Genomic DNA, 13,988 nt, shown 5'->3' with positions numbered 1-13,988 from the left:
CCTGCTGCCCTGTCCTGCTGCCCAGCGCAGCACGGCGGCCTCAACGGCGGCGGCCGGTCCCAAAGATCGAGCGGGTGAGCTCACGGCCGATGACGGTGCCCGCGGAGCGGAGCATCGACTTGAACGCGGTGGAGCCCACGACCTGCTCCACGACGCCCTTGTCCTCGCTCGCCCGGCTGCGACTGGCGCCGCCGGCCGGCTCTTTGGCCGCCGTCGTCTCCGTGGCCGCCGACGCCGCCGCTGCTTCCTGCGCCGCCGTGAACTTTGCGGCGAGCACCTCGTAGGCCGACTCGCGATCAAGCGCCTCGGCATACTTTGTGTGCAGGGGCGAGGCGGCGACCACGCGGTCCACCACGTCCTGATCGGAGGGTCCGATGCGACCCTGCGGCGCCCGGAGCATCGTCCAGGCCACCGGGGTCGGGGCGCCCTTCTCGGACAGCACGGTGACGATCGCCTCCCCGGTGCCGAGGGAGGTCAGCACCTCGCCAAGGTCGTAAGCGCTGACGGGGTAGGTCGACACCGTCGCCTTGAGCGCCTTGGCGTCGTTGGGGGTGTGCGCGCGCAACGCATGCTGCACCCGGTTGCCGAGCTGGGCGAGCACCGAGTCCGGCATATCGGTCGGGGTCTGGGTGACGAAGAAGACGCCGACCCCCTTGGAGCGGATGAGTCGGACGGCTTGCTCGACGGAGTTGAGGAAGGCTGAGGAGGCGTCGTCGAAGAGCAGGTGCGCCTCGTCGAAGAAGAAGACCAGCTTGGGCTTGTCCGGGTTGCCGACCTCGGGCAGGTCCTGGAAGAGATCGGCGAGCAGCCACATCAAGAAGGTGGAGAAGATGACCGGCTGCTGCTGCACGCCGGGCAGCTCCAGGCAGGTGATGATGCCCTTGCCCTCGCTCGTGGTGCGCATCAGGTCAGCGGTGTCAAACTCCGTCTCGCCGAAGAACACGTCGCCCCCGGCTGCCGACAGCGCAACGATCTCGCGCAGCAGCACGCCGGCCGTCGACTTGGCCAGCCCGCCGAGGTCCTTCAGGTCGTCCTTGCCCTCGTCGGAGACCAGGTGGGAGATCACCGACCGAAGGTCCTTGAGGTCGAGCAGGGCTAGACCCTGCTGGTCGGCCCAGTGGAAGACGAGCCCGAGACTGCTCTCCTGGGTCTTGTTGAGCCGCAGCACCTTGGATAGCAGGATCGGGCCGAACGCCGTCACCGTGGCACGCACCGGGGTCCCCGCACCCCGCCCCCCGAGGTTGAGCAACTCGACCGGGTAGGCGGTGCCCTCCCACTCCTGAGCGAGGGCCCCCATCCGCTCGTCGACCTTGTCGCCACCGCTGGCGGGCGTCGCGAGGCCGGTCAGGTCGCCCTTGATGTCGGCGAGGAAGACCGGCACCCCCGCATCAGAAAGCTGCTCGGCGAGGACCTGAAGGGTGACGGTCTTGCCGGTGCCGGTCGCGCCGGCGACCAGACCGTGGCGATTCATCGAGGCCAGCGGCAGTCGCACGACCGCCTCCGGCACCACCGCCCCTCCGTCGTCGGCCCTGGCGGCTCCCAGGACGATGCTCGGCTCGGTGAAGGCATAGCCTTCGCGGATCAGGTCGATCTGGGTGTCGCCACTCTGCTCGCTCACGACACTGACAATAGACTGCGCCGCATGATCTTCAAGGGCGTGGGCGACGCCAGGCCCTACCCTGCGCACGGGGTGTCGGACTGGGCGCATCTGCCTCCGCGCATGCTGCGCCTGGACGATCTCATCACTACGCGGGCCGAGCTGGACCTGCACGTCCTGCTGTCTCTCGACTCGACGTTCTACGGCGACATCTTTTGTCACGTCGTGAAGTGGCAGGATCAGCTCTACCTCGAGGACGGTCTGCACCGCGCTCTGCGAGCTGCCCTTCAGGGTCGCCCTGTGGTCCACGGGCGTGTCCTGGACCTTGACACGCCCAGCGCTCGTTAACCTCGACGGGGCGAAAGGAGTCCTCCTGTGGGATATGTGCGCACCGCCGGTATGTCGACGGCTCAACGTCGAGCGCGTCGTCGCGCCGCTCTGGTGATCGCTTCCCTGCTGATCGGGCTCCTCCTCGTCTTCGCCGTGGCGCTGGCGGCCATGCAGGGGTGGATCACGCTGTCCGGCGGTGGCGCCGCTGATGACGTCCAACAGACAACCTCGGCTCCGGCGCCCACGGTCAAGGCCTCCGATGTGGTCGTCAACGTGTTCAACGCCACCGACACCGCTGGTCTGGCCAGTCGCGCGGCGGACGGCCTGCGGGCTCGCGGCTTCGCGGTCGACGCGGTCGGCAACGACAGCGTCGAGCTTGAGGGCGTCGGCGTCATTCGTCACGGCCCCACCGGGCTGGAGGGTGCCACGCTCCTGAAGGACTCCCTGCCCAAGGGAATCACGCTCGTGGCCGACGACCGGGAGAGCACCGTCGTCGACCTGGTGCTCGGCACGAAGTGGGAGGACCTCCCGACCGCGGAGGACGCCACCAGCACCGGAAAGGACTGACCATGCCCGAGCTGCTGCACGAGGTCGAGCTCTCCCGCCGCATCGCTGCGCCGCCGGCCGCGGTGTGGGAGGTGCTGACCGACCTCGACCGCGCCCAGGAGCGCCTCTCGCAGATCACCGACTTGCAGATCATCACGGACGGGCCATACGCGCTGGGCACCCGTTGGCGCGAGACCCGCAGGATGATGGGCGCCTCGGAGACGCAAGAGCTCGTCGTCGTCGACAACGACCCGCTGCGACGGACCGTCACTGATGCCATCGACGGCAACACCCGCTACCGCACGACGTCGATCCTGGAGTCCCTCGACGGGTCCTCCAGCACGCTGCTGACCCTGCGTTTCCGTGCCGACGTCGCGGATCCGACCCGGCTGCGGCGGCTCGCCGTGAAGGTTGTCGGCCCGTTGGGTCTGAAGCTGACCGAAAAGTCCATGCGCATCGAGTTGGACGACATCGCCGCCTCGGCCGAGGCCCTGCACCGCGCCTGAAGTTTCGCCGCACCCACGCTTGGTGAGGCGCACAATGACGGTATGTCGACGTCCCCAGCCTCCCCACCGGAGTCGGCCTTCCTCTCTGTCTCCAGCGCCAAGGGCCGCGGCACCTTGATTGCGGTGACCCTGGGCTCGGGCATCGCCATCCTGGACGGGTCCGTGGTCAACGTCGCCCTCAAGGTCATCGGCACCGAGCTGGACGCCTCCCTCGCCCAGCTCCAATGGGTGGTCAACGGCTACATGCTCGCGTTGGCGTCCCTGGTCCTGGTAGGCGGAGCGTTGAGCGACCGATGGGGGCGCAAACGGGTCTATCTGGTGGGGATGGGCTGGTTCCTGGTCGGCTCGATCGCCTGCGCTTTCGCCCAGTCCCCGGACCAGTTGATCGCGATGCGCGTCGTGCAGGGGGTGGGAGCCGCGATGCTCACCCCTGGCGCGCTCGCGATCATCCAGTCCTCCTACGCTCCCCAGGACCGCGGCGCGGCGATCGGCACCTGGGCCGGGATGTCCGGGATCGCGGCCGCCATCGGCCCGTTCGTCGGCGGCTGGATCGTCGACAACGCCAGCTGGCGGTGGATCTTCGCGATCAACGTCCCGCTCTGCCTCGCGGTGATCGGGCTGGCCTGGTGGGCTGCCCCGGAGTCCCGCGCCCCCGCCGCCGGCCGCTTCGACCGGATCGGCGCGGCGCTGGCCGTCCTCGGCCTGGGGGCCTTGACCTTCGCCGTGACCGACGCGACCTCAGGACGGACCCGGCTGCTCGTGGTCGTCAGCGGCATCGCGATCGCAGCGATCATCGCCTTCCTCCTGGTTGAGCGGCGCGCCCCCAACCCCCTGCTGCCCCTGTCGCTCTTCCGGTCGCGCATCTTCTCGGCCGCCAATGCGATGACCTTCCTGGTCTACGGCGCCTTGGGCGTGGTCTTCTTCGTGCTCGTCCTGCAGCTTCAGGTGGCTGCCGGCTGGTCGGCCCTGGCCGCCGGCCTGACGAGCCTGCCGCTCACGATCGCGCTGATGCTTTTCTCACCCTCTGCCGGCAAGCTGGCCACCCGCATCGGTCCACGGGTGCCGATGACCTTTGGTCCGCTGGCCTGCGCGGTCGGGGTGCTGCTCCTCCTGGGGGCTGGGGCGGGCACCCGCTGGTATGACGTGCTCGCCGGGTTGGTCGTGTTCTCCCTCGGGCTGGCCCTGCTCGTCTCCCCCCTGACGACCGCCGTCCTCGCGGCCGTTCCCGACGACCACGCGGGGATCGCCAGCGGCATCAACAACGCCGTGGCCCGGGCCGGGTCCCTGCTCGCCGTGGCGGCCTTGCCGGTCGTCGCGGGCCTGTCCGGGGACGCCTACCTCGACCCGATAGCGATGACGTCGGGCTACCGGATCTCCATGATCGCCTGCGCGGTGCTCATGGCTGGCGGCGGCATTACGAGCTGGTTCGGGCTGCGCGGCCACCAGCTGACTACCGACGAAACGGATCGACGAGCAAGAAAAATGGCTTAGAGGCCTATCCAATCCGCTGACCTTCGACTACGTTGACCAATGCGCCACTTGGCCATGACTGCGCCCACCGATCGTCGGGGGCTCAGAAATCCCTGTTCAAAGGAGAACTCTGTGCCTCGATCCACACCCGCCTCCCGAACCGCAGTAGGAGCGCTGGCGATGTCGATGTCGCTCGCCATGCTCACCGCCCCGGCCGCCGTCTCGGCCACGCCCGTCGTCACCAAGGACGCCGCGCAGACACAGGCTGCCGACCGCGGTCAGAAGGCGTCCGAGACCACCGGGGTGCAGATGCCCCAGTCCTATCCCTTCCAGCCCCAGCTGAAGACCTTCCCTTACAACGCCGACGACAAGTCCTACGCCGCCAACCTCGTCGGCTATGCCAACCTGGCTCCACGCCTCACCGCGCTGATGGCCAAAAGCGACCGGGTCTCCACCCAGATCGTCGGGACCTCCACCTCCGGTCGCGACCTCTACCTGGTGACGCTCACCGCGCCGGAGAAGAAGCACCAGACCAAGGCGCAGACGAGGTGGCGCGAGCTCATCCAGAATCGACCAGCCAAGGCCGCCAAGGACAAGCGGCTCGCGGCTGACTACAAGACCCCGATCTGGTTCTCAGCCAACATCCATGGCAACGAGTGGGAGGGGACCGACGCGTCCCTGCAGTATCTGGAGGAGCTCGCTACGTCGAAGTCCCCCGAGGTCGCCGAGCTGCTGCAGAACCACCGTCTCTACTTCTCGCTGACCCTGAACCCGGACGGTCGGGTGGCTGCCACCCGAGCGACCGCCTTGGGCTATGACCCCAACCGCGACATGATCACCAACACCTTGCCGGAGTCCCGCTCCTTCGTGCAGACAACCCAGGCCCTGCTGCCCATCTACAGCGCGGACCTGCATGGCTATACGGGAGTTCTCCAGGTTGAGCCGACGGGTCCCCCGCACGGCGAGAACTATGAGTACGACCTGTTCATCCCGCACAACTACGCGGCGGCGCTGCACATCGAGAAGGACGTCGTCGCCGCCGACATCTCCGGCAACCCGTTGACGCCCGCGGGCGGGATCAAGATCCCCTACCGCGACACCCCGTCCGGCTGGGACGACTACCCGCCGATCTTCACCGCACAGTACGCCGCGTTCTTCGGCGCGCTGACCTCGACCGTCGAGCTGCCCCTGGGCCGGACCAGGGAAGGTGTGATGGACCCGAAGAGCGCGGCGATCAACGTCGCCGTAGCCAAGCAGGTGCTGCGGAGCACGGTCGACTATGTCTCCGCGAACAGCGACGAGATCCTGGCCAACCAGATCGAGTTCTTCCGTCGCGGCGTGGCTGGCGAGCCCAAGGTCTCCCTGACCGAGGACAACATCGCTGCGGTCACCGGTCCCGATCAGTGGAAGCCGTTGTGGGACGTCGCCGACAACCAAGACGCGGTCCACCTGCCACGCGCCTATGTCATCCCGGCCGGCGTCGACCAGCGCTCGGCCAGCGACGCCAACGCACTCGTGAAGCAGTTGCTCTTCCACGGCATCGAGGTGGGCGAGCTGAGGGCCCCCAAGACTGTGGACGGGACGACCTACGCCGCGGGCAGCTATGTCATCGACATGCACCAGCCCAAGAAGGGACTGGCCAACGCGCTGCTCGACCTCGGCACCGATATCTCGGCGAAGGTGCCGAGCATGTATGACATCTCGGCGTGGAGCTATTCCTACCTCTGGGGCGCCACCGTGGACAAGGTCGGCGACATCTCCGATGCGCCGATCCGGGCGGTGCGCTCCATCGACGCTCCGGTGCGCCAGGCAGCGGCGCCGAAGAAGGCTCAGCACCTGACCTTTGAGGTCGCTGGGCTGGCCGACTACCGGGCACTGAACGACCTGCTCGGCCAGGACGCCACCACCTGGCTGCTGCCGACCGGGCAAGCCGTCATCGCCCCGCAGGACCGGGCCAAGGCGGTCAACGCGGCCTACGAGCACGACGTCGCACTCCGTCCCTCCACCAAGGCGGAGATGAGCGCAATAGCCGCTGGCTCGGCCAAGGAGCTGGAGGAGGTCACCGTCGGCTACGTCGGCAACCAGGAGGCGCTCAGCTCCCTGCAGGAGCTCGGCTTCGACCCGGTGAAGGTGGACGCCGCAGCCATCAATGACAGCCCCACAGTGCTCGATGATCTCGACGTGCTGTGGGTCAGCAGCGAGCTGAGCTTCACCTCCGAGCAGCAGGCAGGTCGGGATGCGCTCAAGGACTGGCTCGCCGACGGCAACGCCCTGGTCGGCGCCGGGAGCAATGCCCTCGCCGCGGCCAGCGGCTTCGGACTCGTGTCGGCCGTGGGTCAGGCCGGGCCCCGCAGGAGTAACGGCATCGTCGCGGTCGACACCCCCGCCGACTCGCTGCTCGCACCGCACGCGCAGGATTATGCCTTCGTCTATCCGCCGCTGTCCTTCACCGAGCTCGGAGCCGGCACCAAGGCCGAGCAGTTCTACGCAGAGGGCAACCCGTTGCTGGCCGGCCACTGGCGAGGCGACGGCGCAGCGGCACCGGAAGCCGCTGGTGGTAAGGCGTCCGTCATCTCCGGGCAGAGCGCGGACGGCGGCAAGGCGGTCGTCTTCGGCACCTCGGTGTTCTTCCGCAACCACCCCAAGGGCGGCATCGGCCAGGTCGGCCAGGCCATCTTCTGGGCCGCTCCGGACGGCAGCTAACCCCGCCCAGCTCGCTGGTCGTGAAGATGGGCACGTGAGAGTGGTGGAATACCGCAACTCTCACGTGCCCACGAAGACGGACACAGCAAGTTGATCCACCAACGACGATGGGCCGGACCTACCTGAGGTAGGTCCGGCCCATCTGGATGTCCTGCGACATCACGTGGCGGGTTGGCGGTGGCGGTGGGATTTGAACCCACGGAGGACTTGCGCCCTCACACGCTTTCGAGGCGTGCTCCTTAGGCCACTCGGACACGCCACCGCCGCACAGGCTACCTGAGTCGCCGGGGGGCGAAGAAATCCTGGAGCAGCGCAGCGCACTCTTCCTGAAGCACGCCGCCGACCACTTCTGGTCGATGGAGGGTATGGCGATCGCGCGGCAGGTCCCACACCGATCCGCACGCCCCGGCCTTCTCGTCCCAGGCCCCGAACACGATCCGGTCCACCCTGGACAAGATGGCAGCGCCCGCGCACATGGCGCAGGGCTCGAGCGTGACGACGAGCGTGCACCCGTCCAGACGCCACTGGCGCGCAGCCCTCGCGGCCTCCCGCAGCGCCACCACCTCGGCGTGGCCGGTCGGGTCGCACAGCGCCTCCCGCACGTTGTGGCCACGACCGACCTCACGGCCCTGGGCATCGAGCACCACTGCGCCGATGGGCACGTCGCGGGACCCGGCGACCGCCCTCGCCGAGCCCAGCGCCAGACGCATCCAGTCGCCATACCTGACGTCGCTCTCTCCCAGGGAGGGCCGTGGGATGCCGGGCTGATCGCTCACGCCTTAGAGTCTGACTCATGCGCGTCCACGTTGCCGACCACCCTCTCGTCGCCCACAAGCTGACCTACCTGCGGGACAAGCGGACGGACACCCCGACCTTCCGCCGGTTGACCGACGAGCTGGTGACGCTGCTCGCCTACGAGGCGACCCGAGAGGTGCGCGTGACGCCGTTCGACATCGAGACGCCCGTCGCTGCGACCACCGGGATCCACCTGTCCAGCCCGAAGCCGCTGGTCGTGCCCGTCCTGCGCGCCGGCCTGGGCATGCTGGACGGCATGATGCGGATGGTCCCCACGGCCGAGGTCGGCTTCCTGGGGATGGAGCGCAACGAGGAGACGCTGGAGGCGCGGACCTACGCCAAGCGCCTGCCCGACGACCTCGAGCGGCGACAGTGCTACCTCCTGGATCCGATGCTCGCCACCGGGGGCACGCTCGCGGCCGCGATCCACTTCCTCATCGAACGCGGCGCCGACGACATCACCGCCATCACCTTGCTGGCAGCCCCGGAAGGGATCGAGCGGGTGCAGCGGGACCTCGTCGGCATCACCTCACCCGTCACTCTGGTCACTGGCGCGATCGACGAGCGGCTCAACGAGAAGGGCTACATCGTCCCCGGCCTGGGAGATGCGGGCGACCGGCTCTACGGGGTCATCTAGGGTGGCCCCCATCTCGCAGCGCTCCCAGGTCGAGCCCTTCTTCGTCATGGAAGTGCTCAAGGCGGCGGCGCAGCGTCAGCGCACCCACGGTGACGTCATCATGCTCTGCGCCGGGCAGCCGTCCACGCCGGCACCGGCACCGGCCAGGGCGCGCGCCATCGAGGCGCTCGACGCCGAGGTCCTGGGCTACACCGAGGCAACCGGCATCCTGCCTCTGCGCCAGGCCATTGCGCGCTACCACCACGAGCTGTCCGGGATCGAGGTCGACCCGGACGACGTCATCGTCTTCCCCGGCTCCTCAGGCGCCTTCACCGCGCTGTTCCTGGCCGCCTTCGACCCCGGTGACGCGGTCGCGATGACCCGCCCCGGCTACCCCGCTTACCGCAACACCCTGCGGGCGCTGGGCTGCCAGGTCCTGGAGCTGGACTGCGGTCCGCAGACTCGCTACCAGCCGACCGTGCAGATGCTAGAAGCGCTGCCGCAGCCACCCGCTGGGCTGATCGTGGCCAGTCCGGCCAACCCCACCGGCACCATCATCGACGCCGCCGAGCTCGCCGCGATCGCCCGCTGGTGCGAGGAGCGCGGGACGCTGCTGATCAGCGACGAGATCTACCACGGGCTCTCCTACGGGCGCCCGACCGCGAGCGCCTGGGAGACGTCGCGGGAGTCCGTCGTCGTCGGCTCGGTGAGCAAGTACTTCTCCATGACGGGGTGGCGGATCGGCTGGACGCTGACCCCACCGGCGCTGCGCCGTCCCCTGGAGGTGCTCACCGGCAACCTCAACATCTGTGCGCCGGCGATCTCCCAGCACGCGGCCTTGGGTGCCTTCACCGCCGCCGCCCACGTCGAGCTGGACGGGCACCGGCGCAGGTATGCGCAGACGCGCGACCTGCTCATCGACCGCCTGCCCGAAGTGGGCCTACGGTCCTATGCCCCGCCGGACGGCGCCTTCTACGCCTGGTGCGACGTGGGGCACCTGACTGACGACTCGGTCACCTGGTGCCGTGACCTCCTGGCGGACACCGGCGTCGCCCTCACCCCGGGGGTCGACTTCGACACGGTGGATGGCCACCACATGGTGCGGCTGTCGTTCGCCGGCTCCACCGAGGAGGTCGCCGAGGCGCTCGACCGGATGGCGTCCTCTCCACTGTTGCGCAGCCGCGACTGAGCCACGGGCCCACCCGCGCTCAACCGTGGGGACGAGGGCGAGCTGGCCAGATGCGACACACCTCGCGCGCGGTGCCACGCCATACCTGCCCCATCTGCAACACTGGCATCAGATTGTGCCCGTCCGTCGCAGTTGTCGCAGCCCGCACCCGAGGAGTCCGCCATGCCGTCCACCGTCAGGAAGGTGTTGCACTGGCTGGTGTGGGGCTTCCTCATCTATGCCATCATCACCAACCCTGAGCGCGCTGCCGACATCGTGCGTGCGGTCTGGGACATCGTCAGCCAGGGCTTCCTCAACATCGGCCGGTTCTTCAACAACCTGATGCGTTAGCGGGGGGCCGTGGGTGGTCTGCGCGCACCGCAGTTTCCCGAGCTGAGTCCGCGCGTCCGCAAGCGCTACCTGCTCCGCGGCGAGGTCCCCGTCGTCTCGACCAGGTCCCACTGGATCCAGCTCGTGGAGCCGGTCGCCACCTCGATCGCCGCCCTCTTCGTCACGCTGCTCTACGCCACCTCCACCAACTTCGGCGACGGCGTCGTGATGCTGTGGGTGGTCTTCTTCGCGCTCGCGGCGCGCGCCCTGTGGCGCTACTGGAACTGGCGCGCGGAATGGTTCGTGGCGACCGACCGTCGCCTGCTGCGCACCTATGGCGTCCTCAACCACCGGGTGGCGATGATGCCGCTGGCCAAGGTCACCGACATGAGCTATGACCGCTCCCTGATCGGGCGGATCGTCGGCTATGGCGAGTTCGTGATGGAGTCGGCCGGGCAGGACCAGGCCTTGCGCGAGATCAACTTCATCCCGCGGCCGGACGAGAAGTACCACGCCCTCATCGGCACGATCTTCGGCGAGGACGTTGCCGACCCGACCGAGGACGGTCCCGAGTGGGACCGGTCGAGCCCAGGCCATGATCGCGGGTATGCCGAGCCGCCCCGCCGCTGGGCGCCGGTCGAGCGCGAGGAGGATCCCCGCGAGTGGGACTGGGTGGAGGCCGAGGCGCAACGGGCTCGGTCGGCCACGCGGCGGCGCTCGGTCGCGGTCGACCCTGACCCCACCCCCTACCAGTAGGCCGGCTGGCGGCCGATGCGTAGCGATGCTCCACCGGCGACCTAGAATCTGGCGCATGGCAGTCCGTCCCATCACCGTCATCGGCCACAGGGCCCTCCACTCCCCCACCAAGAAGGTCCGGGAGGTCACCGACGAGATCCGCACCCTGGTCGCCGACATGTACGACACCATGGAGGCCGCCGACGGTGTCGGCCTCGCCGCCAACCAGGTGGGCTCCCGCGCGCGCCTCTTCGTCTACGACTGCCCCATGCCCGAGGGCCCCAACGCGCGCGGCGTCGTCCTCAACCCGGTCCTGGAACGGCTCGGCACCCCCGGCCCGCTCGGCGAGGAGGAGGACGGGGAGGGGTGCCTGTCCGTGCCGGGCGAATGGTTCCCGCTGGCCCGCCACCCACGGGCCCGCGTCACCGGCACCGACCTGGACGGCAACACGGTCACGATCGAGGGCGACGGGCTGCTCGCGCGCTGCCTCCAGCACGAGACCGACCACCTGGACGGCTATCTGTATGTCGATCGGCTCATCGGCCCTGTCAAGACGCAGGCGCGCGAGGCCGTCAAGGACCGCGGCTGGGCCGCGGACGGCATCCTGAAGTGGGACCCGGCCAGCACCACCGCGGACGAGGTCTGACTCCCAGCCCAGCGCTCGCGCGTCGACTCGGCATGACCGATGCCGTCGCGATCGGGCTCGGCTCGATGATCGGCGCCGGCATCTTCGCGTCGTTCGCTCCGGCCGCGGCCGCCGCCGGAGCCGGCCTGCTGATCGGCCTGGCGATCGCGGCCGTCGTCGCTTATTGCAACGCCACGTCATCGGCCCAGCTCGCGGCCGTGTATCCGACCTCCGGCGGCACCTATGTCTACGGCCGAGAACGCCTCGGGCAGTGGCCCGGTTTCCTGGCCGGCTGGGCGTTCTTGATCGGCAAGACCGCCAGCTGCGCGGCGATGGCACTGGCCTTCGCCGCCTACGCTGCCCCAGCAGGCTGGGGCAAGCCGGTCGCCGTGGTGGCCGTTCTCGCGCTCGCTGCAGTCAACTACTTCGGCGTCACGCGCACGGCTGGGCTGACCCGCATCATCGTCGTGCTCGTGCTGCTCGCGCTCACCGTCGTCGTCGCGGTCGGGCTGTCGAGCGGAAACCGGCTGGACAGCAATCTCAGCACCGGGCTGTTCGCCGAAGGGTGGTATGGGATTCTGCAGTCTGCCGGACTGCTGTTCTTCGCGTTTGCCGGGTATGCCCGCCTGGCGACCATGGGCGAAGAGGTCAAGGACCCGACGCGCACGATCCCCCGGGCCATCGTCACCGCACTACTGATCGTCCTTGTCGTCTACGCCCTGGTCGCCATGACCGCCTTGCTCACCCTGGGCCCCGGGCGTCTCGCCGCCTCCGCTGCCCCGCTGCTCGACGTGGTGACTGCCGCCGGGTCGGCATGGGCGGCACCGATCGTTCGCGTCGGTGCCGCTGCCGCCACCCTGGGAGCCCTGCTCGCCCTCGTCGCCGGTGTTGGACGGACCGCCCTGGCGATGGCCCGGCACGGCGATCTGCCCGCACCCCTTGCAGCCGTGCACCCGACCTATCAGGTCCCCCACCGCGCCGAGATCACCCTGGCGCTCATCGTCAGCGTGCTGGTGCTCACGATCGACCTGCGTGGAGCCATCGGATTTTCCTCCTTCGGCGTGCTGCTCTATTACTTCGTCGCCAACGTCGCCGCGTTCACCCAGGCGCGCCCCGACCGTCGCTACCCGAAAGCTCTCCAGGTGCTGGGTGCGCTCGGCTGTCTGCTGCTGGTGGCGACCCTGCCGGCGATGTCCATCACCGTCGGCATCGCCGTCATCGGTCTCGGCATCGCCTATCGCCTCGTGCTGCTCCGCCGTCGCAGCGCACGAGGCGATGAAGTGACCTAGGTGTCCGCACGCTTCGGTGCCCCGGTGAAGCGTTGGCGCAGGGCGAGGCTGACGTAGACGAGGGCCACGAGCACGGGCACCTCGATGAGCGGCCCGACGACACCCGCGAGGGCCTGCCCCGAGGTCACACCAAAGGTCGCGATCGCGACGGCGATCGCGAGCTCAAAGTTGTTGCCCGCCGCGGTGAAGGCAAGCGTCGTCGTGCGCGCGTAGCCGAGCCCGAGGCTCGCACCGACCGCAAACCCGCCACCCCACATCGCGGCAAAGTAGACGAGCAGGGGCAGCGCGATCCGGGCCACGTCCAAGGGCCGTGAGGTGATCGCCTCCCCCTGCAGCGCGAAGAGGATGACGATCGTGAAGAGCAGGCCGTAGAGGGCCCACGGGCCGATCCGCGGCAGGAAGGTTGCTTCATACCAGGCTCGCCCGCGTCGACGCTCCCCGATCCGCCGCGACAGGTAGCCGGCGACGAGCGGCACGCCAAGGAAGATCAGCACGGACCGGGCGATGTCCCACGTCGAGACGTCCATGCCGGCCTGCTCGAGGCCCAGCCATCCGGGCAGGACCGAGAGGTAGAACCAACCCAGCGCCGCGAAGGCAACCACCTGGAAGATGGAGTTGAGGGCGACGAGCACCGCCGCCGCCTCCGGGTCGCCGCAGGCCATGTCGTTCCAGATGATGACCATCGCGATGCAGCGCGCGAGCCCGACGATGATCAGGCCGGTGCGGTAGGCCGGCAGGTCAGCTAGGAACACCCAGGCAAGCACGAACATCAGGGCGGGGCCGACGATCCAGTTGAGCACCAGCGAGCCGACGAGCAGGCGCTTGTCACCGGTCACCGAGTCGAGCCGGTCATAGCGGACCTTGGCCAGGACGGGATACATCATGACGAGCAGCCCGAGGGCGATGGGCAGTGAGACGCCATCGACCTCGACCCGGGACAGCGCGTCCCCAAGGCCGGGCACCAGGCGACCGAGCAGCAACCCGGCCACCATCGCCAGGGCGATCCACACCGGCAGCAACCGGTTGAGGGTCGACAGCGTCGCGGCCACCGGGTCGGGCGCGGGGGCAGCGAGGTCGATGCCGTCGCTGCTGCGCGGGTTGCTCACGTCTACTCCCAAAGCTGCCCTGCGGACGCGGCCAGACGGTCGCGCGGCACCGGGCACAGAATGGCCCTGGCCCGCGTCTCCGCGGGCCAGGGCCTCAATCTACTGTCTCAACACAGCGCGCGCCCGGAGGGATTCGAACCCCCAACCTTCTGATCCGTAGTCAGATGCTCTA

Annotated in this window: 14 protein-coding genes and 1 tRNA gene; 11 read left to right on the top strand and 4 right to left on the bottom strand. The window is 69.0% G+C overall.

What is annotated here, in order from left to right; all coding sequences use genetic code 11:
• Positions 1-40 precede the first annotated feature (40 nt).
• Positions 41-1,618, bottom strand: coding sequence for a helicase HerA-like domain-containing protein (locus Q4P07_RS11940; RefSeq protein ID WP_303375136.1), 1,578 nt, complete (start codon positions 1,616-1,618; stop codon positions 41-43).
• A gap of 24 nt (positions 1,619-1,642) precedes the next feature.
• Between Q4P07_RS11940 and Q4P07_RS11935 the strand changes: the two genes are divergently transcribed.
• From Q4P07_RS11935 to Q4P07_RS11915, 5 genes are all read left to right on the top strand, one after another.
• Entirely contained in the window at positions 1,643-1,945 is a 303-nt protein-coding gene (locus tag Q4P07_RS11935; RefSeq protein ID WP_303375135.1) for a type II toxin-antitoxin system VapB family antitoxin, read from the top strand.
• A gap of 27 nt (positions 1,946-1,972) precedes the next feature.
• On the top strand, positions 1,973-2,494 hold the full coding sequence (locus tag Q4P07_RS11930; protein ID WP_303375134.1) for a LytR C-terminal domain-containing protein: 522 nt from the start codon (positions 1,973-1,975) through the stop codon (positions 2,492-2,494).
• 2 nt (positions 2,495-2,496) lie between these two features.
• Positions 2,497-2,979, top strand: coding sequence for an SRPBCC family protein (locus Q4P07_RS11925; protein ID WP_303375133.1), 483 nt, complete (start codon positions 2,497-2,499; stop codon positions 2,977-2,979).
• A gap of 42 nt (positions 2,980-3,021) precedes the next feature.
• Entirely contained in the window at positions 3,022-4,470 is a 1,449-nt protein-coding gene (locus Q4P07_RS11920) for an MFS transporter (RefSeq protein ID WP_303375132.1), read from the top strand.
• A gap of 111 nt (positions 4,471-4,581) precedes the next feature.
• Positions 4,582-7,152, top strand: a complete 2,571-nt coding sequence (locus Q4P07_RS11915) for a M14 family zinc carboxypeptidase (RefSeq protein WP_303375131.1) — start codon at positions 4,582-4,584, stop codon at positions 7,150-7,152.
• A 172-nt stretch (positions 7,153-7,324) separates the two neighbouring features.
• Here the strand turns inward: Q4P07_RS11915 and Q4P07_RS11910 are convergent.
• A tRNA-Ser gene (locus tag Q4P07_RS11910) sits at positions 7,325-7,414 on the bottom strand.
• Between the two features lie 10 nt (positions 7,415-7,424).
• Complete coding sequence (locus tag Q4P07_RS11905) at positions 7,425-7,862, bottom strand: nucleoside deaminase (RefSeq protein WP_303375138.1); 438 nt, start codon at positions 7,860-7,862, stop codon at positions 7,425-7,427.
• An 83-nt stretch (positions 7,863-7,945) separates the two neighbouring features.
• Between Q4P07_RS11905 and upp the strand changes: the two genes are divergently transcribed.
• From upp to Q4P07_RS11875, 6 genes are all read left to right on the top strand, one after another.
• Positions 7,946-8,584, top strand: a complete 639-nt coding sequence (gene upp / locus Q4P07_RS11900) for a uracil phosphoribosyltransferase (RefSeq protein ID WP_303375130.1) — start codon at positions 7,946-7,948, stop codon at positions 8,582-8,584.
• The gene (locus Q4P07_RS11895) at positions 8,553-9,752 is read left to right on the top strand and encodes an aminotransferase class I/II-fold pyridoxal phosphate-dependent enzyme (protein ID WP_303375129.1); all 1,200 of its coding nucleotides are present in this window, start codon (positions 8,553-8,555) and stop codon (positions 9,750-9,752) included. The genes upp and Q4P07_RS11895 overlap by 32 nt, the downstream gene beginning before the upstream one ends.
• A 162-nt stretch (positions 9,753-9,914) precedes the next feature.
• Positions 9,915-10,082, top strand: coding sequence for a hypothetical protein (locus Q4P07_RS11890; RefSeq protein ID WP_303375128.1), 168 nt, complete (start codon positions 9,915-9,917; stop codon positions 10,080-10,082).
• A 9-nt stretch (positions 10,083-10,091) separates the two neighbouring features.
• Positions 10,092-10,817, top strand: coding sequence for a PH domain-containing protein (locus Q4P07_RS11885; RefSeq protein ID WP_303375127.1), 726 nt, complete (start codon positions 10,092-10,094; stop codon positions 10,815-10,817).
• 55 nt (positions 10,818-10,872) lie between these two features.
• The gene (gene def / locus Q4P07_RS11880) at positions 10,873-11,442 is read left to right on the top strand and encodes a peptide deformylase (RefSeq protein ID WP_303375126.1); all 570 of its coding nucleotides are present in this window, start codon (positions 10,873-10,875) and stop codon (positions 11,440-11,442) included.
• Between the two features lie 32 nt (positions 11,443-11,474).
• Entirely contained in the window at positions 11,475-12,710 is a 1,236-nt protein-coding gene (locus tag Q4P07_RS11875; RefSeq protein ID WP_303375125.1) for an APC family permease, read from the top strand.
• On the opposite strand, the gene arsB is transcribed toward Q4P07_RS11875, so the two are convergent.
• Positions 12,707-13,759: an ACR3 family arsenite efflux transporter gene (arsB, locus tag Q4P07_RS11870; protein WP_303375137.1), complete on the bottom strand. Its 1,053-nt coding sequence runs from the start codon at positions 13,757-13,759 to the stop codon at positions 12,707-12,709. The genes Q4P07_RS11875 and arsB overlap by 4 nt on opposite strands.
• Positions 13,760-13,988: the final 229 nt, after the last annotated feature.

Source organism: Ornithinimicrobium sp. (genome assembly GCF_030537745.1).
Taxonomy (GTDB): Bacteria; Actinomycetota; Actinomycetes; order Actinomycetales; family Dermatophilaceae; genus Ornithinicoccus.
This window is presented reverse-complemented; position numbering and strand designations above follow the sequence as displayed.

Excerpts from the sequence above, each read along its gene's own strand:
- Q4P07_RS11895 (WP_303375129.1), top strand. The coding sequence starts at position 8,553 with ATGCGGGCGACCGGCTCTACGGGGTCATCTAGGGTGGCCCCCATCTCG.
- Q4P07_RS11925 (WP_303375133.1), top strand. The coding sequence starts at position 2,497 with ATGCCCGAGCTGCTGCACGAGGTCGAGCTCTCCCGCCGCATCGCTGCG.
- Q4P07_RS11890 (WP_303375128.1), top strand. The coding sequence starts at position 9,915 with ATGCCGTCCACCGTCAGGAAGGTGTTGCACTGGCTGGTGTGGGGCTTC.
- def (WP_303375126.1), top strand. The coding sequence starts at position 10,873 with ATGGCAGTCCGTCCCATCACCGTCATCGGCCACAGGGCCCTCCACTCC.
- Q4P07_RS11935 (WP_303375135.1), top strand. The coding sequence starts at position 1,643 with ATGATCTTCAAGGGCGTGGGCGACGCCAGGCCCTACCCTGCGCACGGG.
- upp (WP_303375130.1), top strand. The coding sequence starts at position 7,946 with ATGCGCGTCCACGTTGCCGACCACCCTCTCGTCGCCCACAAGCTGACC.
- Q4P07_RS11875 (WP_303375125.1), top strand. The coding sequence starts at position 11,475 with ATGACCGATGCCGTCGCGATCGGGCTCGGCTCGATGATCGGCGCCGGC.
- Q4P07_RS11905 (WP_303375138.1), bottom strand. The coding sequence starts at position 7,862 with ATGCGTCTGGCGCTGGGCTCGGCGAGGGCGGTCGCCGGGTCCCGCGAC.
- Q4P07_RS11920 (WP_303375132.1), top strand. The coding sequence starts at position 3,022 with ATGTCGACGTCCCCAGCCTCCCCACCGGAGTCGGCCTTCCTCTCTGTC.